General features: G+C 65.2%; 18 protein-coding genes. 8 read left to right on the top strand and 10 right to left on the bottom strand.

The window, feature by feature from the left end:
* Positions 1-80 precede the first annotated feature (80 nt).
* Together CSAL_RS09920 and rarD are read right to left on the bottom strand one after the other, a co-directional pair.
* On the bottom strand, positions 81-1,181 hold the full coding sequence (locus tag CSAL_RS09920; RefSeq protein ID WP_011507251.1) for an NAD(P)/FAD-dependent oxidoreductase: 1,101 nt from the start codon (positions 1,179-1,181) through the stop codon (positions 81-83).
* A 68-nt stretch (positions 1,182-1,249) separates the two neighbouring features.
* Entirely contained in the window at positions 1,250-2,173 is a 924-nt protein-coding gene (gene rarD / locus CSAL_RS09915; RefSeq protein WP_011507250.1) for an EamA family transporter RarD, read from the bottom strand.
* Positions 2,174-2,296: 123 nt separating this feature from the next.
* Between rarD and CSAL_RS09910 the strand changes: the two genes are divergently transcribed.
* Together CSAL_RS09910 and rsuA are read left to right on the top strand one after the other, a co-directional pair.
* On the top strand, positions 2,297-3,100 hold the full coding sequence (locus CSAL_RS09910) for an amidohydrolase (protein ID WP_043558334.1): 804 nt from the start codon (positions 2,297-2,299) through the stop codon (positions 3,098-3,100).
* 9 nt (positions 3,101-3,109) lie between these two features.
* Complete coding sequence (gene rsuA / locus CSAL_RS09905; protein WP_011507248.1) at positions 3,110-3,808, top strand: 16S rRNA pseudouridine(516) synthase RsuA; 699 nt, start codon at positions 3,110-3,112, stop codon at positions 3,806-3,808.
* A gap of 87 nt (positions 3,809-3,895) precedes the next feature.
* Here the strand turns inward: rsuA and CSAL_RS09900 are convergent, their stop codons facing one another.
* From CSAL_RS09900 to gloB, 6 genes are all read right to left on the bottom strand, one after another.
* On the bottom strand, positions 3,896-5,491 hold the full coding sequence (locus CSAL_RS09900; RefSeq protein WP_011507247.1) for an ABC transporter ATP-binding protein: 1,596 nt from the start codon (positions 5,489-5,491) through the stop codon (positions 3,896-3,898).
* Positions 5,481-6,587 (bottom strand): ABC transporter permease, encoded by a 1,107-nt coding sequence (locus tag CSAL_RS09895; protein WP_011507246.1) that lies wholly within the window; start codon positions 6,585-6,587, stop codon positions 5,481-5,483. The genes CSAL_RS09900 and CSAL_RS09895 overlap by 11 nt, the downstream gene beginning before the upstream one ends.
* Positions 6,587-7,651 (bottom strand): microcin C ABC transporter permease YejB, encoded by a 1,065-nt coding sequence (locus tag CSAL_RS09890; RefSeq protein ID WP_011507245.1) that lies wholly within the window; start codon positions 7,649-7,651, stop codon positions 6,587-6,589. The genes CSAL_RS09895 and CSAL_RS09890 overlap by 1 nt, the downstream gene beginning before the upstream one ends.
* 12 nt (positions 7,652-7,663) lie before the next feature.
* Positions 7,664-9,499, bottom strand: coding sequence for an extracellular solute-binding protein (locus CSAL_RS09885; protein WP_011507244.1), 1,836 nt, complete (start codon positions 9,497-9,499; stop codon positions 7,664-7,666).
* Between the two features lie 144 nt (positions 9,500-9,643).
* The gene (locus CSAL_RS09880; RefSeq protein ID WP_011507243.1) at positions 9,644-10,981 is read right to left on the bottom strand and encodes a LysM peptidoglycan-binding domain-containing protein; all 1,338 of its coding nucleotides are present in this window, start codon (positions 10,979-10,981) and stop codon (positions 9,644-9,646) included.
* 47 nt (positions 10,982-11,028) lie between these two features.
* Entirely contained in the window at positions 11,029-11,796 is a 768-nt protein-coding gene (gloB, locus tag CSAL_RS09875; protein WP_011507242.1) for a hydroxyacylglutathione hydrolase, read from the bottom strand.
* A 121-nt stretch (positions 11,797-11,917) separates the two neighbouring features.
* On the opposite strand from gloB, the gene CSAL_RS09870 reads away from it, so the two are divergent.
* The 4 genes from CSAL_RS09870 to nudC are packed head-to-tail and all read left to right on the top strand — an operon-like array spanning position 11,918 to position 14,754.
* The gene (locus CSAL_RS09870) at positions 11,918-12,718 is read left to right on the top strand and encodes a methyltransferase domain-containing protein (protein WP_011507241.1); all 801 of its coding nucleotides are present in this window, start codon (positions 11,918-11,920) and stop codon (positions 12,716-12,718) included.
* 19 nt (positions 12,719-12,737) lie between these two features.
* Entirely contained in the window at positions 12,738-13,205 is a 468-nt protein-coding gene (gene rnhA, locus CSAL_RS09865; RefSeq protein ID WP_110061425.1) for a ribonuclease HI, read from the top strand.
* Positions 13,206-13,207: 2 nt separating this feature from the next.
* Positions 13,208-13,969: a DNA polymerase III subunit epsilon gene (gene dnaQ / locus CSAL_RS09860; RefSeq protein WP_011507239.1), complete on the top strand. Its 762-nt coding sequence runs from the start codon at positions 13,208-13,210 to the stop codon at positions 13,967-13,969.
* Positions 13,966-14,754 carry an NAD(+) diphosphatase gene (gene nudC / locus CSAL_RS09855; protein ID WP_011507238.1) on the top strand — a complete coding sequence of 263 codons (789 nt, stop codon included), beginning with the start codon at positions 13,966-13,968 and terminating at the stop codon, positions 14,752-14,754. The genes dnaQ and nudC overlap by 4 nt, the downstream gene beginning before the upstream one ends.
* A gap of 14 nt (positions 14,755-14,768) precedes the next feature.
* On the opposite strand, the gene CSAL_RS09850 is transcribed toward nudC, so the two are convergent.
* Entirely contained in the window at positions 14,769-15,086 is a 318-nt protein-coding gene (locus tag CSAL_RS09850; RefSeq protein WP_011507237.1) for an SCP2 sterol-binding domain-containing protein, read from the bottom strand.
* 103 nt (positions 15,087-15,189) lie between these two features.
* Between CSAL_RS09850 and sohB the strand changes: the two genes are divergently transcribed.
* On the top strand, positions 15,190-16,239 hold the full coding sequence (sohB, locus tag CSAL_RS09845; protein WP_011507236.1) for a protease SohB: 1,050 nt from the start codon (positions 15,190-15,192) through the stop codon (positions 16,237-16,239).
* A gap of 22 nt (positions 16,240-16,261) precedes the next feature.
* Here sohB and CSAL_RS09840 read toward each other — a convergent pair whose 3' ends face one another.
* Positions 16,262-16,585 carry an ArsR/SmtB family transcription factor gene (locus CSAL_RS09840; protein ID WP_011507235.1) on the bottom strand — a complete coding sequence of 108 codons (324 nt, stop codon included), beginning with the start codon at positions 16,583-16,585 and terminating at the stop codon, positions 16,262-16,264.
* A 455-nt stretch (positions 16,586-17,040) separates the two neighbouring features.
* On the opposite strand from CSAL_RS09840, the gene CSAL_RS09835 reads away from it, so the two are divergent.
* The gene (locus CSAL_RS09835) at positions 17,041-17,715 is read left to right on the top strand and encodes a 7-cyano-7-deazaguanine/7-aminomethyl-7-deazaguanine transporter (RefSeq protein ID WP_011507234.1); all 675 of its coding nucleotides are present in this window, start codon (positions 17,041-17,043) and stop codon (positions 17,713-17,715) included.
* Positions 17,716-17,726 lie beyond the last annotated feature (11 nt).

Below are 17,726 nucleotides of genomic sequence, written 5' to 3'. Positions count from 1 at the left end.
CTTTCCTTCCCGCCGGCGTCGTCCTTCCAGCCTTCCCGCCGCTCGCCGCGATCCGCGGCGTCCTTCGTCTCGCCCATGCCTCATCGGTAGCGCTTCAAGAAGCGCGTGTCGATGTATCGCTTGAGCCGCAGGGCTCCCCGACCTCCCCACCAGTGCGTGCCGTATAGCGCGAGTCCCGTATCGTGGAGATCCACGATCGACAGCGCGGTCCCGGGCGGACGGTAATCGCGCAGGGGCTTCCCGCGTTGCAGCGCGACCAGGTTATCCAGCAGCACGGGACCTTGTCGCACGCCCTCGACACCGCGCTTGGGCAAGGCGTGCTCGATCAGCGAGGCGCAATCGCCGACGGCGAAAATCTCGTCATGGCTCTCGCTTTGCAGGGTCGTTCGGATGCGAATGCCGTTGTCGTCCAGATCCAGCGGCAGGTCGGCGACGCAGTATGCAGGCCGCAGCCCCGTGGCGAGGACGATGTCATCCGCGGCGGCGGGCAAGGCGTCGAGCCATGCCGCGCCGGCATCCAGTGCCAGATTGCCCCGCCACTCGACGCCCAGCCGAGCGAGCTGGCGGCTGGCCCATCGGGCAGCGGCCTCCGGGGCGGCGGGCAGCAAGCGCGCGTGGCGTGTGACCAGGCGAACGTCGTTGGGCACGCCCAGGCGGCGGCTCAGTCCCGCCAGATTGGCGGCCATTTCCACGCCCGAGGGGCCGCCGCCGACCACGACCATGTGCAGCGACTGGTGGCGTTGTGCCGCGTCGTGCACGTGCTGGCGCAAGGCATCGAGGCGCTCGATGGGCTTGACGTGCCAATAGCGGGCCGCCCCCCAGGCCGCGACCGTGGCGCCGCCCGCGGTGGGCGGCATGACGTCGCTGCCGACATTCAGCGACAGTACGTCGAATGCCAGGTTGTTGCCGTCGGCCAGCAGGACATGGCGGGAGTCCACCTCCAGGGCAGCGAAGGGGGCGGTGACGTGTTCGACGGCGTGACGCACGCTGAGCGAGGCGATATCCAGGCTGCACTCTGTGCGTGGCGCGCCGCTCAACAGCCGCGCGGCCATGCCGGAATACCAGAAGCGGCTGGGGGCGACGAGTGTGATGCGATAGCCGGCACGACGAAGCGTGTCGGCGTGTTGCAGCAAATGCAGGTGCGCGTGGCCGGCACCTACCAGTACGAGGCGCGTCGTCATCAAAACGGGTTTCCTTGGGACCTGGACTCACTCTAGTCGATGATCGCCCCGCTACGCTTTCACTTCCCTCATGTCGTGCCGCGTCTGCCGTGCCAGGCAGACAGCGAATAAAGCAGCAATCCGGCCCAGATCAGCACGAACGTGACCAGTTGCAGGGCCCCCAGCGGTTCCTGGAAGATCAGCAGGGCGATCAGGAATTGCAGGGTGGGGTTGATGTACATCAAGAATCCCACCGTGGAAAGCCGCAGTCGGCGCGCGGCCCCGGCGAAGGCCAGCAATGGCAGGGCCGTCAGAGCACCGCTGGCGATCAGCAGGGTCGTGTTGCGAACGCTGCCGCCGAAGTGGGAAAGGCCGCTGAACTCGAACCAGGCCACGGCCAGCAAGCCGAGCGGCATCAGGATCAGGGTTTCGACGAACAGGCCCGACAGCCCGTCCAGCGTGACTTGCTTGCGCAGCAGGCCGTAGGTGCCGAAACTCAGTGCCAGACAGAGACTGATCCAGGGCAGGCCGCCCAGTCCCACCAGTTGCACGCCGATGGCGATGCCCGCGATGGCCACCGCGGCGCCTTGCAGGCGCGACATGCGTTCGCGCAGCACCAGCATGCCCAGTGCCACGTTGATCAGGGGCGTCATGAAATAGCCCAGGCTGGCCTGCAAGACCTGATGGCTTTCCACCGCGTAGATGTAAAGTCCCCAGTTGAAGCCGATCAAGAGTGCGCAACCGAGCACGCGGGGCAGCGACCGGGGAGAGCTCAGTGCCGATTTCACCGGTTGCCAGCGCCCCAGCAGGGTGACGACCATGACCAGGAACAGGCAGGCCCATATGATGCGATGGGTCAGGATCTCCCAGGCGGGAACGCCGTCGAACATCGCGAAGAACAGCGGAAAGCATCCCCACAGGGTATAGGCGGTGAGGCCGAATACCACGCCTTTGGTGGCCGCCTTGTCGGGGGGTGAAGCAACGCGTGGTGAGCGGGAGTCGTCTTGGGCCATGAAGTCCTCGAAACGCGGCGGCGACGCCGATGCGGAAAGCGCTAATCTAGCATGAGTGAAGGTGACTTGCCGCCATGGCACGCAGGCCTTCAGACTGAGTCCGTGATCCGAGAGGGGAATGACATGAGCGAATTGCGTACCACCCTGGTGCAGGCCGACTTGCGCTGGGAAGACCCCCAGGCCAATTGTCGACTGCTCGAAGAGCGCCTGGGCACCTTGTCCGGTGACGACACGGACTTGATCGTATTGCCGGAGATGTTCGCCACGGGTTTTACCATGAACTCCCGGGAAATGGCCGAGCCCATGGCGCAAAGCGCCACCGTCGCCTGGATGGCCGAGCAGGCGCGGCGTCGGGAATGCGTGGTGACGGGCAGCGTGGCCGTGCTCGAAGACGGCGAGTACTTCAACCGCCTCATCTGGGCGCGTCCGGATGGCGACATCACGCATTACGACAAGCGCCACCTGTTTCGCATGGCCGGCGAGCACGAGCGTTACGGCATGGGCAACGAGCGCGTGGTGGTCGAGCTCAAGGGCTTTCGGCTCCTGCTGAGCGTCTGCTATGACCTGCGGTTTCCGGTCTGGCTGCGCCAGCAGCCCGCGCCGGGCGAGCATTTCGAGTATGATGCGCTGCTGTGCGTCGCCAACTGGCCGGCACCGCGTCGTCAGCCCTGGCGTACCCTGCTTCAGGCACGCGCCGTCGAGAATCTGTGTTACGTGATCGGCGTCAATCGTGTGGGAGAGGATGCCAAGGGGCTGGCCTATGCCGGCGATTCGATGCTCGTCGACTTCAAGGGCGAGCCACTGATCGACGAGCCTCGCGACGTTCCCTTCATGCGTACCGGCTGTCTGGATCGCCAGGCGCTGAGTGCGTTCCGTGACAAATTTCCGGCCTGGATGGACGCCGATCGTTTCCAGGTCGAGGAGTGAATTGCCTGCATGCGTCTCGACCGTTTTTTAAGTGAAAGTACCGAGCTGACACGCTCACTGGCCAAGAAAGCCCTGCATCGAGGCGAGGTCGAGGTGAATGGCGATGTCGTCAAGAACGCCGCCTTCAAGCTGGGCGACGAACATGTCGTGCGCTGGCTGGGCGAACCCCTGGCGCGCATCGGCGTGCGCTACTTGATGCTCAACAAGCCCGCCGGGTATGAGTGCACCACGCGACCGGGACGCTATCCGTCGGTGATCGAGCTGCTGGACGTGGCCAAGCGCGGGCGATTGCACATCGCCGGGCGTCTGGACGTCGACACCACCGGGCTCGTGCTGATCACCGAGGATGGTCAATGGTCGCACCGACTGACGTCACCCCGGCGGCGCTGCGACAAGCACTATCTCGTGACGCTGGCGCGGCCGCTGGCGGAGGGCGCCGAGACGGCGCTGGCGGAGGGATTGATGCTGGAAGGCGAGGACAAGCCGACCCTGCCGGCTCGGCTCGAGCGATTGGACGACGCCGACGGCGTGCGCGTCAGGCTGGTGATTCAGGAAGGGCGCTTCCACCAGATCAAGCGCATGTTCGCGGCGCTCGACAACGAGGTCGTGGCCCTGCACCGCGAGCGTATCGGCGAGATCGCCCTCGATCCCGCGCTGGCGGCTGGCGAGTGGCGGGAACTCACTCAGGCGGAAATCGATACCGTCTGATTTATACCGTTATCTATCGTCCTCGCTCGATAGCATACTTGCCCCTGCGTTTCCCGGAAACAGGCGATGCACGTCAGGGGCGAGAGATCAGGTTCTGTCACCCAGGCCGGATGCCTCGAGCAGGCGCTGCGTGTAGTCGGCCTGGGGGCGGCTGAGCAGCGTGTCGCAGTCGCCTTGCTCGACGACACGGCCATCCTTGAGCACCATCACCCGGTGTGCCATGGCGCGGACCACGGCGAGATCGTGGCTGATGAACAGGTAGCTCAGTCCGCGTCGCGACTGAAGATCCCGCAACAGGGCAATGAGCTGTTTCTGCACGCTGCGGTCCAGCGCAGACGTGGGCTCGTCGAGGACCACCAGGTCGGGCTCGAGGATGATGGCGCGCGCCACGGCGATGCGCTGGCGCTGGCCGCCCGAGAATTCGTGCGGATAACGCGCCGCGCAATCCGCGGGCAGGCCGACTTCGTCCAGCGTCGCGGCGACACGGCGTTCGACCTCGGCGTCGCTGAGTTCGGGGTGGTGGAAGCGCAGGCCTTCGCTGACGATATCCATGACCGGCATGCGGGGTGACAACGACCCGTAGGGGTCCTGAAAGACGACCTGAAAGCGTCGGCGCCGGCGGCGCAGGGCATTGCCACGCAAGGTGTCGAGGCGCTCCCCGCCGAAGACGATCTCGCCGTCGGCGGCGGTGAGGCGCAGCAACGCCATGGCCAGCGTGGTCTTGCCGGAGCCCGATTCCCCGACCAGGCCCAGCGTTTCGCCGCGTGCCAGCTGGATGTCGAGCGGATGCACGGCGACGAAGGGGGCGGGGCGCCGCCCCAGCCAGGACTTGCCCTGTTCGAACGCCACGCTGAGTGCGTGCGCCTCGAGCAGCGTGGGGGCGGCAGCGGGCAGTGCCACGGCGCGGCCTTCGGGCTCGGCGGCGAGCAAGTGTCGGGTGTAGGCCTCGCGCGGGGTGTCGAAGACCTGCGCCACGGTTCCGCTCTCGATGAGCCGGCCCTGCTTCATGACATGCACGCTGTCCGCGTGACGACGGACCAGGTTGAGGTCATGGGTGATGAACAGCATGGCCATGCCGTGGGTATCCCGCAGCCGAGCCAGCAGCGCGAGGATCTCCCGTTGCACCGTGACATCGAGTGCGGTCGTGGGTTCGTCGGCGATGAGCAGCGCCGGGTCGTTGGCGATGGCCATGGCGATCATGACGCGTTGACGCTGCCCGCCGGACAACTGGTGAGGGTGAGCGTCGAGCAGGACATCGGGGCGGGGCAATTGCACCGCAACGAGCAATTCGCGTGCGCGTTCCCGCGCGGCACGGCCACGCACCCCTTGATGCAGCCGCAAGGTTTCGGCGAGCTGCTTGCCCACGCTGTGCAGCGGGTTGAGCGAGGTGGTGGGTTCCTGAAAGACGAAACCGACCTGCCCGCCGCGCAGCGCATTCCAGCGCGCCTTGGGGAGACCGTCGAGCGATTCTCCCAGGAGCCGGCGCGTGCCGTCGACCTTGGCGCTGGGCGGCAACAGGTCGAGCGCGCCGAGGGCGGATACCGACTTGCCGGAGCCCGATTCGCCGACCAGCGCGGCGGTTTCACCGCGGCGCAGCGTCAGCGACAGGTCCTCCACCACCGTGGTGTCGCCGAAGGCGATGCGCAGGCCATCGAGTTCGAAGACGACCGTATCATTGTCCATGCGCGCTTCTCCCTGGAAGGCCGCTCGAGGCACTCGCTGTGGGCGAGGTCTGGGGGCTGAGCACGTGGCGAGGGTCGAAAGCATCGCGCAGCCCTTCACCGATGAAGACCAGCAGCGACAGCATGACGCCCAGGCTCAGGAAAGCGGTGATCCCCAGCCAGGGCGCCTGCAGATTGTTCTTGCCCTGGGCGACGAGTTCGCCGAGCGACGGCGAGCCCGGCGGCAAGCCGAAACCCAGAAAGTCCAGGGCAGTGAGCGTGGTGATCGCCCCGGTGAACAGGAACGGGATGAAGGTCAGGGTGGCGACCATGGCGTTGGGCAGGACATGGCGCCACATGATCAAGCGCGAGGGCAGGCCCATGGCGCGCGCCGCACGGACATACTCCAGGTTGCGGGCGCGCAGGAACTCGGCGCGCACGATATCCACCAGGCCCAGCCAGGAAAACAGCAGCATGATGCCCAGCAGCCACCACAGGTTGGGCTGCACGAGGCTGGCCAGGATGATCAGCAGGAACAGTACCGGCATGCCCGACCAGATCTCGATGATGCGCTGTCCGATCAGATCGACCTTGCCGCCGAAATACCCTTGCACGCCGCCGATCAGGACCCCGAGGGCCATCGAGCCGGCGGTGAGGATGACCGCGAACACCACCGACAGGCGAAAGCCGTACAGCACGCGGGCGAAGACGTCGCGACCATGGTCGTCGGTGCCCAGCCAGTGTCGCGCCGAGGGCGGCGAGGGCGCGGGCCCGTCGAGCTCGCGGTCCAGCGTCTCGTAGGAGAAACCCACGGGCGGCCATAGCATCCAGCCTCGCTCCTCGATCTGGCGGCGCACGACCGGGTCGCGGTAATCGGTGGCCGTGGGCAGGAAGCCGTCGAACTCGGTTTCCGGGTAGTCGATCAGCACGGGGACGTACCATTGCCCCTGGTACTGCATGACGATGGGTTTGTCGTTGGCGATCAGCTCGGCGCCGAGGCTGATCACCAGCAGTGTGGCGAAGATCCATAACGACCACCAGGCACGCCGGTTGCCGCGAAAGACCTGCCAGCGGCGGCGTGCGATGGGCGAGGCGCGAAAGTGCCGGCGAGTTGTCATCACGCCTCCCGTGTCGCGAAGTCGATGCGCGGGTCGACCCACACATAGGTGAGATCGGAGATCAGCTTGAGCACCAGCCCGATCAGCGTGTACAGGTACAGAGTACCGAAGATGACCGGGTAGTCGCGCTGCATGACCGCCTCGAAGCCCAGCAGCCCCAGGCCATCCAGCGAGAAGATCACCTCGATCAGCAACGAGCCGGTGAAGAAGATGCCGATCAGCGCCGAGGGAAGTCCGGCGATGATGATCAGCATGGCATTGCGGAATACGTGACCGTAAAGCACGCGTCGGTCACTCGCTCCCTTGGCTCGGGCGGTCAGCACGTACTGTTTGTGAATTTCGTCGAGGAAGCTGTTCTTGGTCAGCATGGTCAGGGTGGCGAAGCTGCCGATGGCCGAGGCCAGCACGGGCAACGCAATGTGCCAGAAATAATCCTGTATCTTGCCCCACCACGAAAGCTCGGCGAAGTCGGGCGAGGTCAAGCCGCGCAAGGGAAACCAGTCCAGATAGCTGCCGCCGGCGAAGACCACGATCAGGAGAATCGCGAACAGGAAGCCGGGGACGGCGTAGCCGACGATGACCAGCCCCGAGGTCCAGACATCGAAGCGCGAGCCGTGGCGCAGCGCCTTGCGCACGCCGAGAGGAATCGAGATGGCGTAGACGAGCAGCGTGGTCCATAGGCCCAGGGAAATGGATACCGGCAGACGTTCGACGATCAAGTCGACCACCGGCCGCCTCCGGAAGAAGCTGTCGCCCAGGTCGAAGGTGGCGTAATCGCCCAGCATGTCGACGAAACGCTCCACCGGCGGCTTGTCGAAGCCGAACTGCTGGCGCAGTTGTTGTTCGAGCCGGGGATCGATGCCGCGCGCATTGCGCGTGTCGCCGGTGGTCTCGCCGCCGCTTTCGAGGCGCGTGCTGGCGTTGCTGTCCATGCCCTCGAAGCGCGCCAGCATCTGATCGATGGGGCCGCCCGGCGCCACCTGCACGATGATGAAATTGAGCAGCAGGATGCCCAGCAGGGTAGGAATCATCAGCAGCAGGCGGCGTAGGATGTAATGGGTCACGTGATCTAATCCTTAACCTTCGCCGCGTTGACGTTCTTCGACGCGGGCAGCGCGTTGCGGATCGACCCACCAGCTCGACAGGTCGAACGTATACTCGGGGAAGGGTTGCGGGTACCCGAATTTATCCCACATCGCGATGCGAGTGCCATCCAGATGCCACTGGGGGATGACATAGAACCCCCAGCGCAGGACGCGGTCCAGCGCGCGTGCCGTGGTGTCCAGCGCCTGTCGGCTGTTGGCACCGATCAGGCGATCGACCAGGGCGTCGACCGCCGGGTTTCGCAGGCCGATCAGGTTGCGGCTGCGCGGAGCATCGGCATATTCGCTCGTCCAGTACTCGCGTTGTTCGTTGCCCGGATTGGCCGATTGCGGAAAGCTGCCGATCATCAGGTCGAAATCGAAGTTCCGGCGGCGTGTCAGGTACTGGTTGACGTCGACGACACGCACGCTGGCCTGAATGCCAAGGCGCTCGAGATTCTGGATGAGGGGAAGCGTGACGCGCTCGAACTGGGTGTCGTAGAGCAGGAATTGCAGGCGCATGGGGCGCCCGGTGTCGGTATCGACGAGCACGCCGTCGCGCACCTCGTAGCCGGCCTCGCGCAGCAGTGACAGCGCCTTTTTCAAGCGTGCGCGCAACGTGTCGGGGCGCGACATCGGGAGAGGTTCTTCGAAGACGTCGTCGGGCAGGATGTCGCGATAAGGGGCGAGCAGCGCGAGTTCATCGTCGCTGGGCAGACCTTGCGCCTCCATTTCCGAGCTCTCGAAGTAGCTATCGGTTTCCTGGTAGGCGCCATAGAACAGGTGCGTGTTGAGCCAGTCGAAATCGGTAGCCAGGGTCAGGGCCTCGCGCACGCGTCGGTCCTGGAACGGGGCGCGGCGCAGGTTCATGACGAAGGCCTGCATGCCCGCGGGCTGTGCGTCGGGCACGGTCATGCGCTTGATGAAGCCCGCTTCCAGGGCGGGCGTGTCGTAAGCGGTGGCCCAGTTCTTGGCACTGCTTTCACGGCGCAGGTCGAGATTGCCTGCCTTGAAGGCCTCGAGCGCCACGGTCTGGTCCCGGTAGTAGTCGTAGACCAGGCGGTCGATGTTGTGGCGACCCCGGTTGATGGGCAGATTCCGCCCCCAGTAATCGTCGACACGGCGATACATGATACGCCGCCCGGGAAGGATGCTGGCCACTTCGTAGGGGCCCGAGCCCAGAGGCTTGTCCAGCGTCGGCGAGGTGAAATCGCGCGATTGCCAGTAATGCTTGGGCAGCACCGGCAATTGTCCCAGGATCAGCGGCAACTCGCGGGACTCGTTGTCGCTGAACTCGAAGCGCACGGTATCGTCGTCCAGGGCTTCGACCTGATCGACGCCGGCATAGTAGGCGCGATAGAAGGGTTGTCCCTGGTCGCGCAGCAGGCGGAAGCTGAACACCACGTCCTCGGCGGTTACCGGGTGGCCGTCGTGGAACCGGGCCGACCGACGCAGGTCGATTTCCATCCAGTGACGGTCGGGGTCGAGGCGGATGCCGCCGGCGAGCAGGCCATACATGGTGAAGGGCTCGTCGGCGCTGGCTTCCATCAAGGTGTCGTAGACATGACTGAGGCCATCGGCGGGATTGCCCTGGATGATGAAGCCGTTCGTCGAATCGAAACTGCCTTGCGCGGCCTGACGCAGCTCTCCGCCCTTGGGCGCGTCGGGGTTGGTGTAAGGCAGATGCGTGAAGTCGTCGGGGAGCGCCGGGCTGTCATAGAGCGAAATGCCGCCCACGGTGGCGACGTCGGCGGCGGGCACGGCCAGGGCCGACAGGCTAAGGGCCCACAGACCCGGTATGACAAGCAAAGCGCGAACGAAGAGGGACATGACGACGGTTCCTTGTTGCGAGACGCGAACGAGGCGGCGACGCCGCCGTTTTCGGCCGTGCCTAGCCTACCCCAGCCTCGCCGGTGGCGCACGCGCCCGCCCTCTGATCAGGGGCGGGGCATGAGGGCAACGCCGCCACGATGCTCAACGCGCCGGGGTGCGAAGCGTGAGACGCTGTCCGGGCTGGAGATAATCGTCGCGCTGTATCTGATTCCAGCGTGTCAGGTCGTCGACGCTGACATCATGGCGTGCCGCGATACGCGAGAGGCTGTCACCCGGCTTGACGCGGACTTGCTGGGTGGCCTCACGGCTGGCCAGGCGTGCACGGCTCGACGCGCCCGGAATGACCAGGGATTGACCGACGCGCAGCATATTGCCGCTGATCCCATTCTGCCGACGCAGTACGCCCACCGGGATGTCATGGCGCGCGGCAATGCCGGACAGCGTGTCGCCGGACTGGACCACGTAGTGCGTCCGGGTACGCCGTTTTTCGGCGGGCAGCGTATCGAGATTGGCGAGAAAACGCTGCCGGCGATCGGCGGGCACGATCAATTGCGCGTTCCTGTCGGGGCGCGTGGCACCACGCCGCAGGCCGGGGTTGAGGGCTTGCAGCCGCGCTTCGCTGACATCGGCGAGCTGGGCGGCGTCGGCCAGCGACAGTTGCCCCTCGGCGGTGACCCTGGCGATGGCCGGTCGATCGGGAATGCTCGGCAGGTCGATGGCGTACCGCTGGGGGTCCGAGATGACCGCCGACAAGGCGAGAAGCTTGGGCACGTAGTCCATGGTCTGGGCGGGCAGCGAGAGGTGCCAGTAGTCGATGGGCTTGCCCTGCGCGGCGGCTCGCTCACGCGCGCGATTGACGGTGCCGGCGCCGGCATTGTAGGCGGCGAGGGCGAGTTCCATGTTGCCTTCGTACCACTGGTCGGCGAGCGTCTGCAGGTAGTCGAGGGCCGCATTCGTCGAAGAGACGACATCGCGGCGCCCGTCGTACCACCAGGTCTCGGCGAGCCCCATGGCTTCGCCGGTGCCGGGCATGAACTGCCAGAGCCCGGAAGCACCGCCGGGGTGGCGGGCCGTGGGGTCGTAGGCGCTTTCGATGAAAGGCAGCAGGGCGATTTCGGTGGGCATGTCGCGAGCCTCGAGCTGACGCGTCACCCAGCGCAGCCAGGGGCGCGCCTTGGCGGCGACCTGCTCGACGTGCTCGGGGTGCGCGGCATACCAGTCGAGCCATTTCGCGACACGCGGATGCTGAATATCGTGCGGCAGGCCGAAGCCCTGCTTGAGGCGCGTCCAGGCATCGGCCTGCGGGGCGCGCTGCAATACCAGGGCTTGCCAGAAGGTAGTCGTGGCTGCCGAGGTGCCGGTGGCCTCGCCGGAGGCGGCCTTCGCGGCGGGAAGCGACAATGCGCTCAATAACAGTCCTCCCGCCAGGGCTACGTGACCCAAACGTAGCGCCTGGCGGCGACTCGATCGTACTTTCATGGGAAGCGAACCTCTCGAGGTACAGTAGCGGCCGAGCCGGCCATGGCCTAGAAGCGATCCTTCCAGCCGCGTAGTGTCGCGAAGGCGGCACTGTCGTCATCGACGCTTCCCTGCTCGGCCAAGGCATTCAGCAGGCCGGGCTGGTCGATACGTAGAAACGGATTGATCTGGCGCTCCCGGCCGATGGTGCTGGGTAGCGTGGGGCGCTCCAGCTGCCGGGCCCGCTCGCATTCGCCGAGATGTGCGTCCCGCGCGGGGTTGTCGGGCTCGGCGGCCTGGGCGAACCGCAGGTTGGCCAGCGTGTATTCGTGTCCCGCGAACACCAGGGTGTCGTCGGGCAGGGCGGCGAGACGCGCGAGCGAGCGGTGCATCTGCTCGGCGGTGCCTTCGAAGAGGCGGCCGCAGCCGCCGGAGAACAGGGTGTCGCCGCAGAACAGCAGGCCGGGTGTGCCGGGGGCGTAGAACGCGATATGGTCCAGCGTGTGGCCGGGCACGGCGAAGACTTCGAAGCGCCGTCCTTGCACGCGGCATTCATCCTCGTCGCCGACGACCTCGTCGATGGCCGGAATGGCCGAGTTGTCGGGACCGATGACGCGGGGCGAGTACCGCTTGACCAGCGCATCGATGCCACCGGTGTGATCGTGATGATGGTGCGTTACCAGAATCGCGGCCAGGCTGAGGCCTTCTCGTTCCAGGTACTCGATGACCGGCTGGGCATCGCCGGGATCGACGATGACGACCTTATCGCTGGCATCCTGGCGAAGCAGCCAGATATAGTTGTCCTGAAATGCGGGGATCGGTATTACGGTCAGCATAGTGCGTAGGATCTCGGCAAACGTCGGGGCTGCCGAATGGTGACGATGCTCGCGCCTCGCGGGCGCGCTCGATCGTGAGCGGCAGCGTAAAATCCGTCAACCTTGGGGGGAACGGGCCATCGTGTCAAATTCGCATATGACGATGACATTGGCACAGGCCGTCCGCGAGGGACGCCGCTTCTGGGCTTCCGAGGAGGGCGCGGCGCTGTGGCAGGCGCAGCGGGCATGCCTGGGGCCGTTGTGCGAGTCGCGCTTCGGTCTGCACAGCCTGCAGCTGGGAATGGCGGCGCGGCTGACGGACATGTGCCCGATCCGCCATGCATTGACGTGGTCGCCCACGCGAGCGCTTGCCGAGGATGCCTCGGTCCTGGTCTGCGATCCCGGTGCCTTGCCGTTGCCCGACGAGAGCCTCGACCTGGTGCTGGTGCACCACCTGCTGGAAGTCGTTCCCAATGCTCACCATCTGATGCGCGAAGCCGCGCGTGTCACGCGCGACGATGGCCTGCTGGTGGTGATGGGCTGGAATCCGTTCGGGGCCGACGCGCTGGGGCACCTGGCGCCTGCGGGGCGTCGCCGCTGGCCCTGCAAGGGACACTGGCGACGTACGGGCCGGTTGCGCGAATGGCTGGCGTTTGTCGATTTCGAAATCGAACGCGTAGACTACTGCGGCTTCCGCCTGCCCGGCGGGCAGGTACACAATCTGGGGCTCGAAACGCTGGGGCGTCGCTACAATCTTCCCGTCGGCGTGTGCTATCTGATTGTGGCCCGTCGCAAGCAGGCACCGATACAACCGGCCAGGACCCTGTTCCAGCGCGATGCCGTTACCGGCAACTCCTGGCTGGGGCCCGCCGCACTCCACCAGGGCGAGCGCTCGAGACGCGAGACGCACGCCCGAGACGACAGGATGACCGAGGTTGACTGATTCGCATGCCACGGGCGACATGCCCCGCGTCACTATCTACACCGACGGGGCCTGCCGGGGGAATCCCGGCCCCGGCGGATGGGGTGCCGTGTTGCGCTACGGGCAACACGAGAAGACCCTCAAGGGGGGCGAAGCCGTGACCACCAACAACCGCATGGAGCTGATGGCCGCGATCCAGGCGTTGCGGACCCTGACGCGTGCATGCGACGTGGCACTGTGGACCGACTCCGAGTATCTCCGCAAGGGGATCACTGAATGGATTCATGGCTGGGTCAAGCGGGGGTGGAAAACCGCCGCCAAGCAGCCGGTCAAGAATGCCGAGCTATGGCGCGAGCTGCTCGCGGAGACTCAGCGCCATCGTATCGAGTGGCACTGGGTGAAGGGCCATAGCGGGCACGAGGGCAACGAACTGGCCGATACGCTCGCCAACGCCGCCACCGACGAGATACAGGCGGCCAAGCGTCAGGCCATGGCAGGAGAACAGTAGCAATGCGCCAGATCGTACTGGATACCGAAACCACCGGCATCGATCCCAAGGACGGTCACCGCCTGATCGAGATCGGGGCGGTCGAGGTGGTCAATCGCCGGCTCACCGGCAACAATTACCACCAATACATCAACCCCGAGCGCGACATCGATCCCGAAGCCGTCGAGGTGCACGGCATCACCAACGAGCGCGTCGCCGACGAACCGGTGTTCGCCGATATCGCCGATGCCTTCTGGGAATACATTCGCGGCGCCGAACTGGTGATTCACAACGCCGCGTTCGACGTGGGCTTCATCGATCACGAGTTCGGGTTGCTGCATGACAAGCGTGGCGGCCCGCGTCTGGGTCCCGTCGCCGACTATTGCAGCGTGCTCGACACCCTGGCGATGGCGCGCAAGTTGCACCCCGGACAGCGCAACAACCTCGACGCACTCTGCAAGCGCTATGGCATCGACAATGGACGGCGTGTCCTGCACGGCGCCTTGCTGGACGCCGAGATCCTGTCCGATGTCTATCTGACGATGACGGGGGGACAGACCGCGTTGTCGCTGGCCGGCATCGAGGAACGCGCGGGCGACGAAGGGCAGGACGCCAACAGCGTCAGCGGCATTCGTCGGGTCTCACGCGAGGGGTTGTCGCTGGCGGTCACGCGTCCCAGCGAGGCGGAAGAGGCGGCGCACCGCGCCAAGCTGGACAGCATTCGCCAGGCGGCCGGCCAATGTCACTGGGATGCCCTGAACGACGCTTCGCAGGGATCGGCATGACGATGTTGTCATCGCCGTTCGTCCGGGAATTGCCCGGTGCGCAGACACCGCGCCGGGGCTATTGGATTCGTTTCGGCGAATCCGGTATCGCCCCGGGCGAGGATGGCATTCTCCAGCCGCCGGGCGAGTGGCCGGCGCATGCCATGGCGTTGGGCATGTGGCATGACCTGCCGGTCGCCATGGTGCATGAGCCGGGCGATGCCGACTGGCCCCCGGCACGCGAGTGGCTGGCGAGATTGCCCGGCCCGCAGGCCGATCTGCTGGCCACGGCCCTGCAGGTCGATGCCTGGGCACGCGATCATCGCTTCTGCGGACGCTGCGGTTCGCCGATGACCCGGCTCGCCCATGAGTTCGCCATGCAGTGCGAGGCATGCGGCCATCGCAGTTATCCGCGTATCTCGCCGTGCATCATCACTCTGGTCACGCATGGGCAGGACTTGCTGCTGGCGCGGAATTCGCGCTTTCCCGCGCGGCGTTATTCCACCCTGGCGGGGTTCATCGAGCCGGGCGAGAGCGCCGAAAACGCCGTACGCCGTGAAGTCTACGAGGAGGTGGGCATCGAGATCGGGCGCGTGCGTTTCTTCCGCAGCCAGTCCTGGCCGTTTCCGCACTCGTTGATGCTGGGCTTCTTCGCCGAAGCCGCGAGTCGGCGGATCCGGATCGACGGAGTGGAGATCGCCGATGCCGCCTGGTTCACACCACGGCATCTGCCCGAGTTGCCGCCGCGACATTCGATCTCGCGCCAGTTGATCGAAACGCATCTCAGCGCGGTGTCGCCGCGCTGAGACGTGCTGTGTCGTCAGTGACCGGGGAAGAGGCTGGTCAGCTTGGTGGCCAGCATGACGTTGCCGGTGGCCTTCAGCTTACCGCTCATGAAGGCCTGCATGCCGTTGATCTCGCCGTTCATCACGCCTTTGAGGGTTTCGGTGTCGGTGGTCAGGCTGACGGATGGGTCGTCGTGCTCGCCGGGCTGGATGTCGAGTGTCCCGTCCTTGACGTTGAGGTAGTAGTCATCGGCATCGGTGATATGGAACTGGAAGATTTCGTCCATGCCCCGAGCGGCGGCAGGATCGAAACGTGACTGTAACTTCTCGATGACGGTGTTGGCGTCGGCCATGTTGGGTCACTCTATGGCGTTGATGGAATGACCAGCGTATTTCAAACAAATGTTTCATACAAGGGGCGCTCGCTGCAGAGCCCCCGCGAGGCGAGGTGGTGACGTGACTGAATGGATTGCCGAATATGCGCTGTTCGCCGCCAAGCTGGCGACGCTGGTCGTGGCCGTGGGCGTTCTGGTCGGGCTCGTCGTCACGCTAAAGCAGCGCGCGAGTGGACAGGCCGAAGGCAATCGCCTGCGCATCGTGGCGCTGCACGAGCGTCAGCGGCGTCGGCGTGAATCGCTGCGCCTGGCGGGACTGCCCGCCGCGCAGCGTCGACGGGCCCAGAAAGCGCTACGCAAGGAGGAGAAGGCCCGCCGCAAGGGAAAGGGTGAGGCCCAGGAGGCGGCACGACCACGCGTGTGGGTGCTCGATTTCGATGGCGATCTCAAGGCATCACGCACGCCGCAGCTGGCGGAGCAGGTTTCTCTGCTGCTGGGCGAGTTGCAAGACGACGACGAGGTCGTCGTGCGCCTGACGTCCGGTGGCGGTCTGGTGCATGCCTACGGGCTGGCGTCCGCGCAGCTCGACCGCCTGCGCGATGCCGGTGTGCGACTCACCGTCTGCGTCGACAAGGTCGCCGCCAGCGGCGGTTACATGATGGCCTGCTGCGCACACCGCCTGATTGCTGCCCCGTTTGCCGTGATCGGGTCGATCGGCGTGGTGGCTCAGGTACCCAACGTGCATCGACTGCTCAAGAAGCACGACATCGATGTCGAGTTGCTGACCGCAGGTCGTTACAAGCGGACATTGACGGTGCTGGGCGAAAACACCGAGGAGGGGCGTGCCAAGTTTCTCGAGGACTTGCGGGAAACCCACGACCTGTTCAAGCGTTATGTGGGGGAGCGGCGTCCTGCGCTCGATATCGAGAAGGTGGCGACCGGCGAGATCTGGTATGGACGCCAGGCATTGGATGACGGCCTGATCGATGAGGTGAATACCAGTGACGGCTATCTGGCGGCACGCATGGAGCAGGCGCGCGTGTTGCAGGTGGTGCTGGAGCCGCGTCATTCCTTGATGCAGCGTATCGGTGTCGGCGCTTCGCAGGGCATCGAGCGCTTGAGCGATCGTGTCATGGAACGCCTGGAGGAAAGCGGCTGGCAGCGGCGGTAGGCCGCTGCCAGCCGCACACGGCTTAGCGGGTCTTGCTGTAAAGCGCGACGAGGGCGTCGATGACCGTGCGCGCCTCGTCGCCGGCCAGTGAATAGTAGATCGTCTGCGAGGCTCGACGTGTCACGACGAGGTTTTCGCGACGCAGGATCGCAAGATGCTGCGACAGCGCGGACTGGCTGAGGCTCAGCTTGCGGTTCAGCTCGGTGACCGAGAGTTCCGCGTCGTCGAGCAGGCACAGAATGCGCAGCCGGTTCTCGTTGGCCATGGCCTTGAGCAGGGTCGTGCCCTTGTCGATCGCGGAAGTACCGGCGTTGAGCAGGGTGGAGGCAGGCTGGAGCGAGCGCATGTGGGTGTCTCCTACATCATTATCGGGATTGGCGATGGGTCGCCGCGAGCGTGGGATGAGCGCCCAACGGCGAGGGATACGTTCTGGTGGGCTTTACGGGCAACGCGGCATTGGCCTCGATGCCTGCCGTGTTGTCATGCCCACTTACTCATTCTTGATTTAGTGAATCATCAATAACTTCGCCGAGCCTGTCCAAGATAGCTTTTAACGATAATTCATCGGTAGTGGCGAAAATCGACGTCGTGTCGCGAATCGCTGATGAGCATATGACCTCCGTGTGGCAGTGAAAAGCCTGCTGTAGTTCCTTTTTCATGCCGTCAGGAAGGCGGCATCTCACTGGTTCCGTCCGGAGCGATCCTTTACAATATCGACTTTCGTCTCGGTGCCATGCGCATCGACCCGCCTTGAGGGTTCCCTTACCCCTCGGCCTCCCTTGGCAACCAAAAAGGTGATGCATGTTCGTCCTCGATTCTCGCCAGGCCAGACGCGTGATGGCGCTGCTCGTCGGTTTTCACATCGTGGTGATCGCGGCCAGCAACTATCTGGTACAGCTTCCGTTTTCGCTCTTCGGCTGGCATACCACCTGGGGCGCCTTCAGCTTCCCCTTCATCTTTCTGGCCACGGATCTGACCGTGCGTCTGTTCGGCAAGGGGCGCGCCCGATCGATCATCGCGCGGGTCATGCTGCCGGCATTGTTGATCTCGTACGGCGTGTCGGTGCTCTTTCAGGAAGGGGCTTTCCAGGGCGTTGCGGCTCTCGGCGAGTGGAACCTGTTCGTGGGGCGTATCGCGCTGGCGAGTTTCATGGCCTATGTACTGGGGCAGTTGCTGGATATCCATGTCTTCGACCGCCTGAGACGTCTGCGTGCCTGGTGGGTCGCGCCGGCCTTTTCGACCCTGCTGGGCAACCTGGCCGATACGTTCGCGTTTTTCGCGATCGCGTTCTGGAACGGTCCCAGTGCGTTCATGAGTGAGCATTGGGTGGAAATCGCCTGGGTGGATTATGCCATCAAGCTGGGGGTGAGCCTGGCCTTCTTCCTGCCGCTCTACGGCATGCTGCTGGGGGCGTTGACGCGTCGACTGGCGCATCTGGGGGATACCAGCGAGGGACTTCAGCCACGCAAGGCCTGAAACGGCTCTGG

It is taken from the genome of Chromohalobacter israelensis DSM 3043, from assembly GCF_000055785.1.
Lineage (GTDB): Bacteria > Pseudomonadota > Gammaproteobacteria > Pseudomonadales > Halomonadaceae > Chromohalobacter > Chromohalobacter israelensis.
The sequence above is the reverse complement of the archived record's forward strand: the minus strand, read 5'-3'. Positions and strand labels throughout refer to the sequence as shown.

Coding starts and splice junctions, on each gene's coding strand:
- CSAL_RS09920 (WP_011507251.1), bottom strand. CDS start 1,181: ATGACGACGCGCCTCGTACTGGTAGGTGCCGGCCACGCGCACCTGCAT.
- rarD (WP_011507250.1), bottom strand. CDS start 2,173: ATGGCCCAAGACGACTCCCGCTCACCACGCGTTGCTTCACCCCCCGAC.
- CSAL_RS09835 (WP_011507234.1), top strand. CDS start 17,041: ATGTTCGTCCTCGATTCTCGCCAGGCCAGACGCGTGATGGCGCTGCTC.
- gloB (WP_011507242.1), bottom strand. CDS start 11,796: ATGCTGACCGTAATACCGATCCCCGCATTTCAGGACAACTATATCTGG.
- CSAL_RS09880 (WP_011507243.1), bottom strand. CDS start 10,981: ATGAAAGTACGATCGAGTCGCCGCCAGGCGCTACGTTTGGGTCACGTA.
- CSAL_RS09885 (WP_011507244.1), bottom strand. CDS start 9,499: ATGTCCCTCTTCGTTCGCGCTTTGCTTGTCATACCGGGTCTGTGGGCC.
- rsuA (WP_011507248.1), top strand. CDS start 3,110: ATGCGTCTCGACCGTTTTTTAAGTGAAAGTACCGAGCTGACACGCTCA.
- dnaQ (WP_011507239.1), top strand. CDS start 13,208: ATGCGCCAGATCGTACTGGATACCGAAACCACCGGCATCGATCCCAAG.
- CSAL_RS09910 (WP_043558334.1), top strand. CDS start 2,297: ATGAGCGAATTGCGTACCACCCTGGTGCAGGCCGACTTGCGCTGGGAA.
- nudC (WP_011507238.1), top strand. CDS start 13,966: ATGACGATGTTGTCATCGCCGTTCGTCCGGGAATTGCCCGGTGCGCAG.
- CSAL_RS09840 (WP_011507235.1), bottom strand. CDS start 16,585: ATGCGCTCGCTCCAGCCTGCCTCCACCCTGCTCAACGCCGGTACTTCC.
- rnhA (WP_110061425.1), top strand. CDS start 12,738: ATGCCCCGCGTCACTATCTACACCGACGGGGCCTGCCGGGGGAATCCC.
- CSAL_RS09895 (WP_011507246.1), bottom strand. CDS start 6,587: ATGACAACTCGCCGGCACTTTCGCGCCTCGCCCATCGCACGCCGCCGC.
- CSAL_RS09850 (WP_011507237.1), bottom strand. CDS start 15,086: ATGGCCGACGCCAACACCGTCATCGAGAAGTTACAGTCACGTTTCGAT.
- CSAL_RS09900 (WP_011507247.1), bottom strand. CDS start 5,491: ATGGACAATGATACGGTCGTCTTCGAACTCGATGGCCTGCGCATCGCC.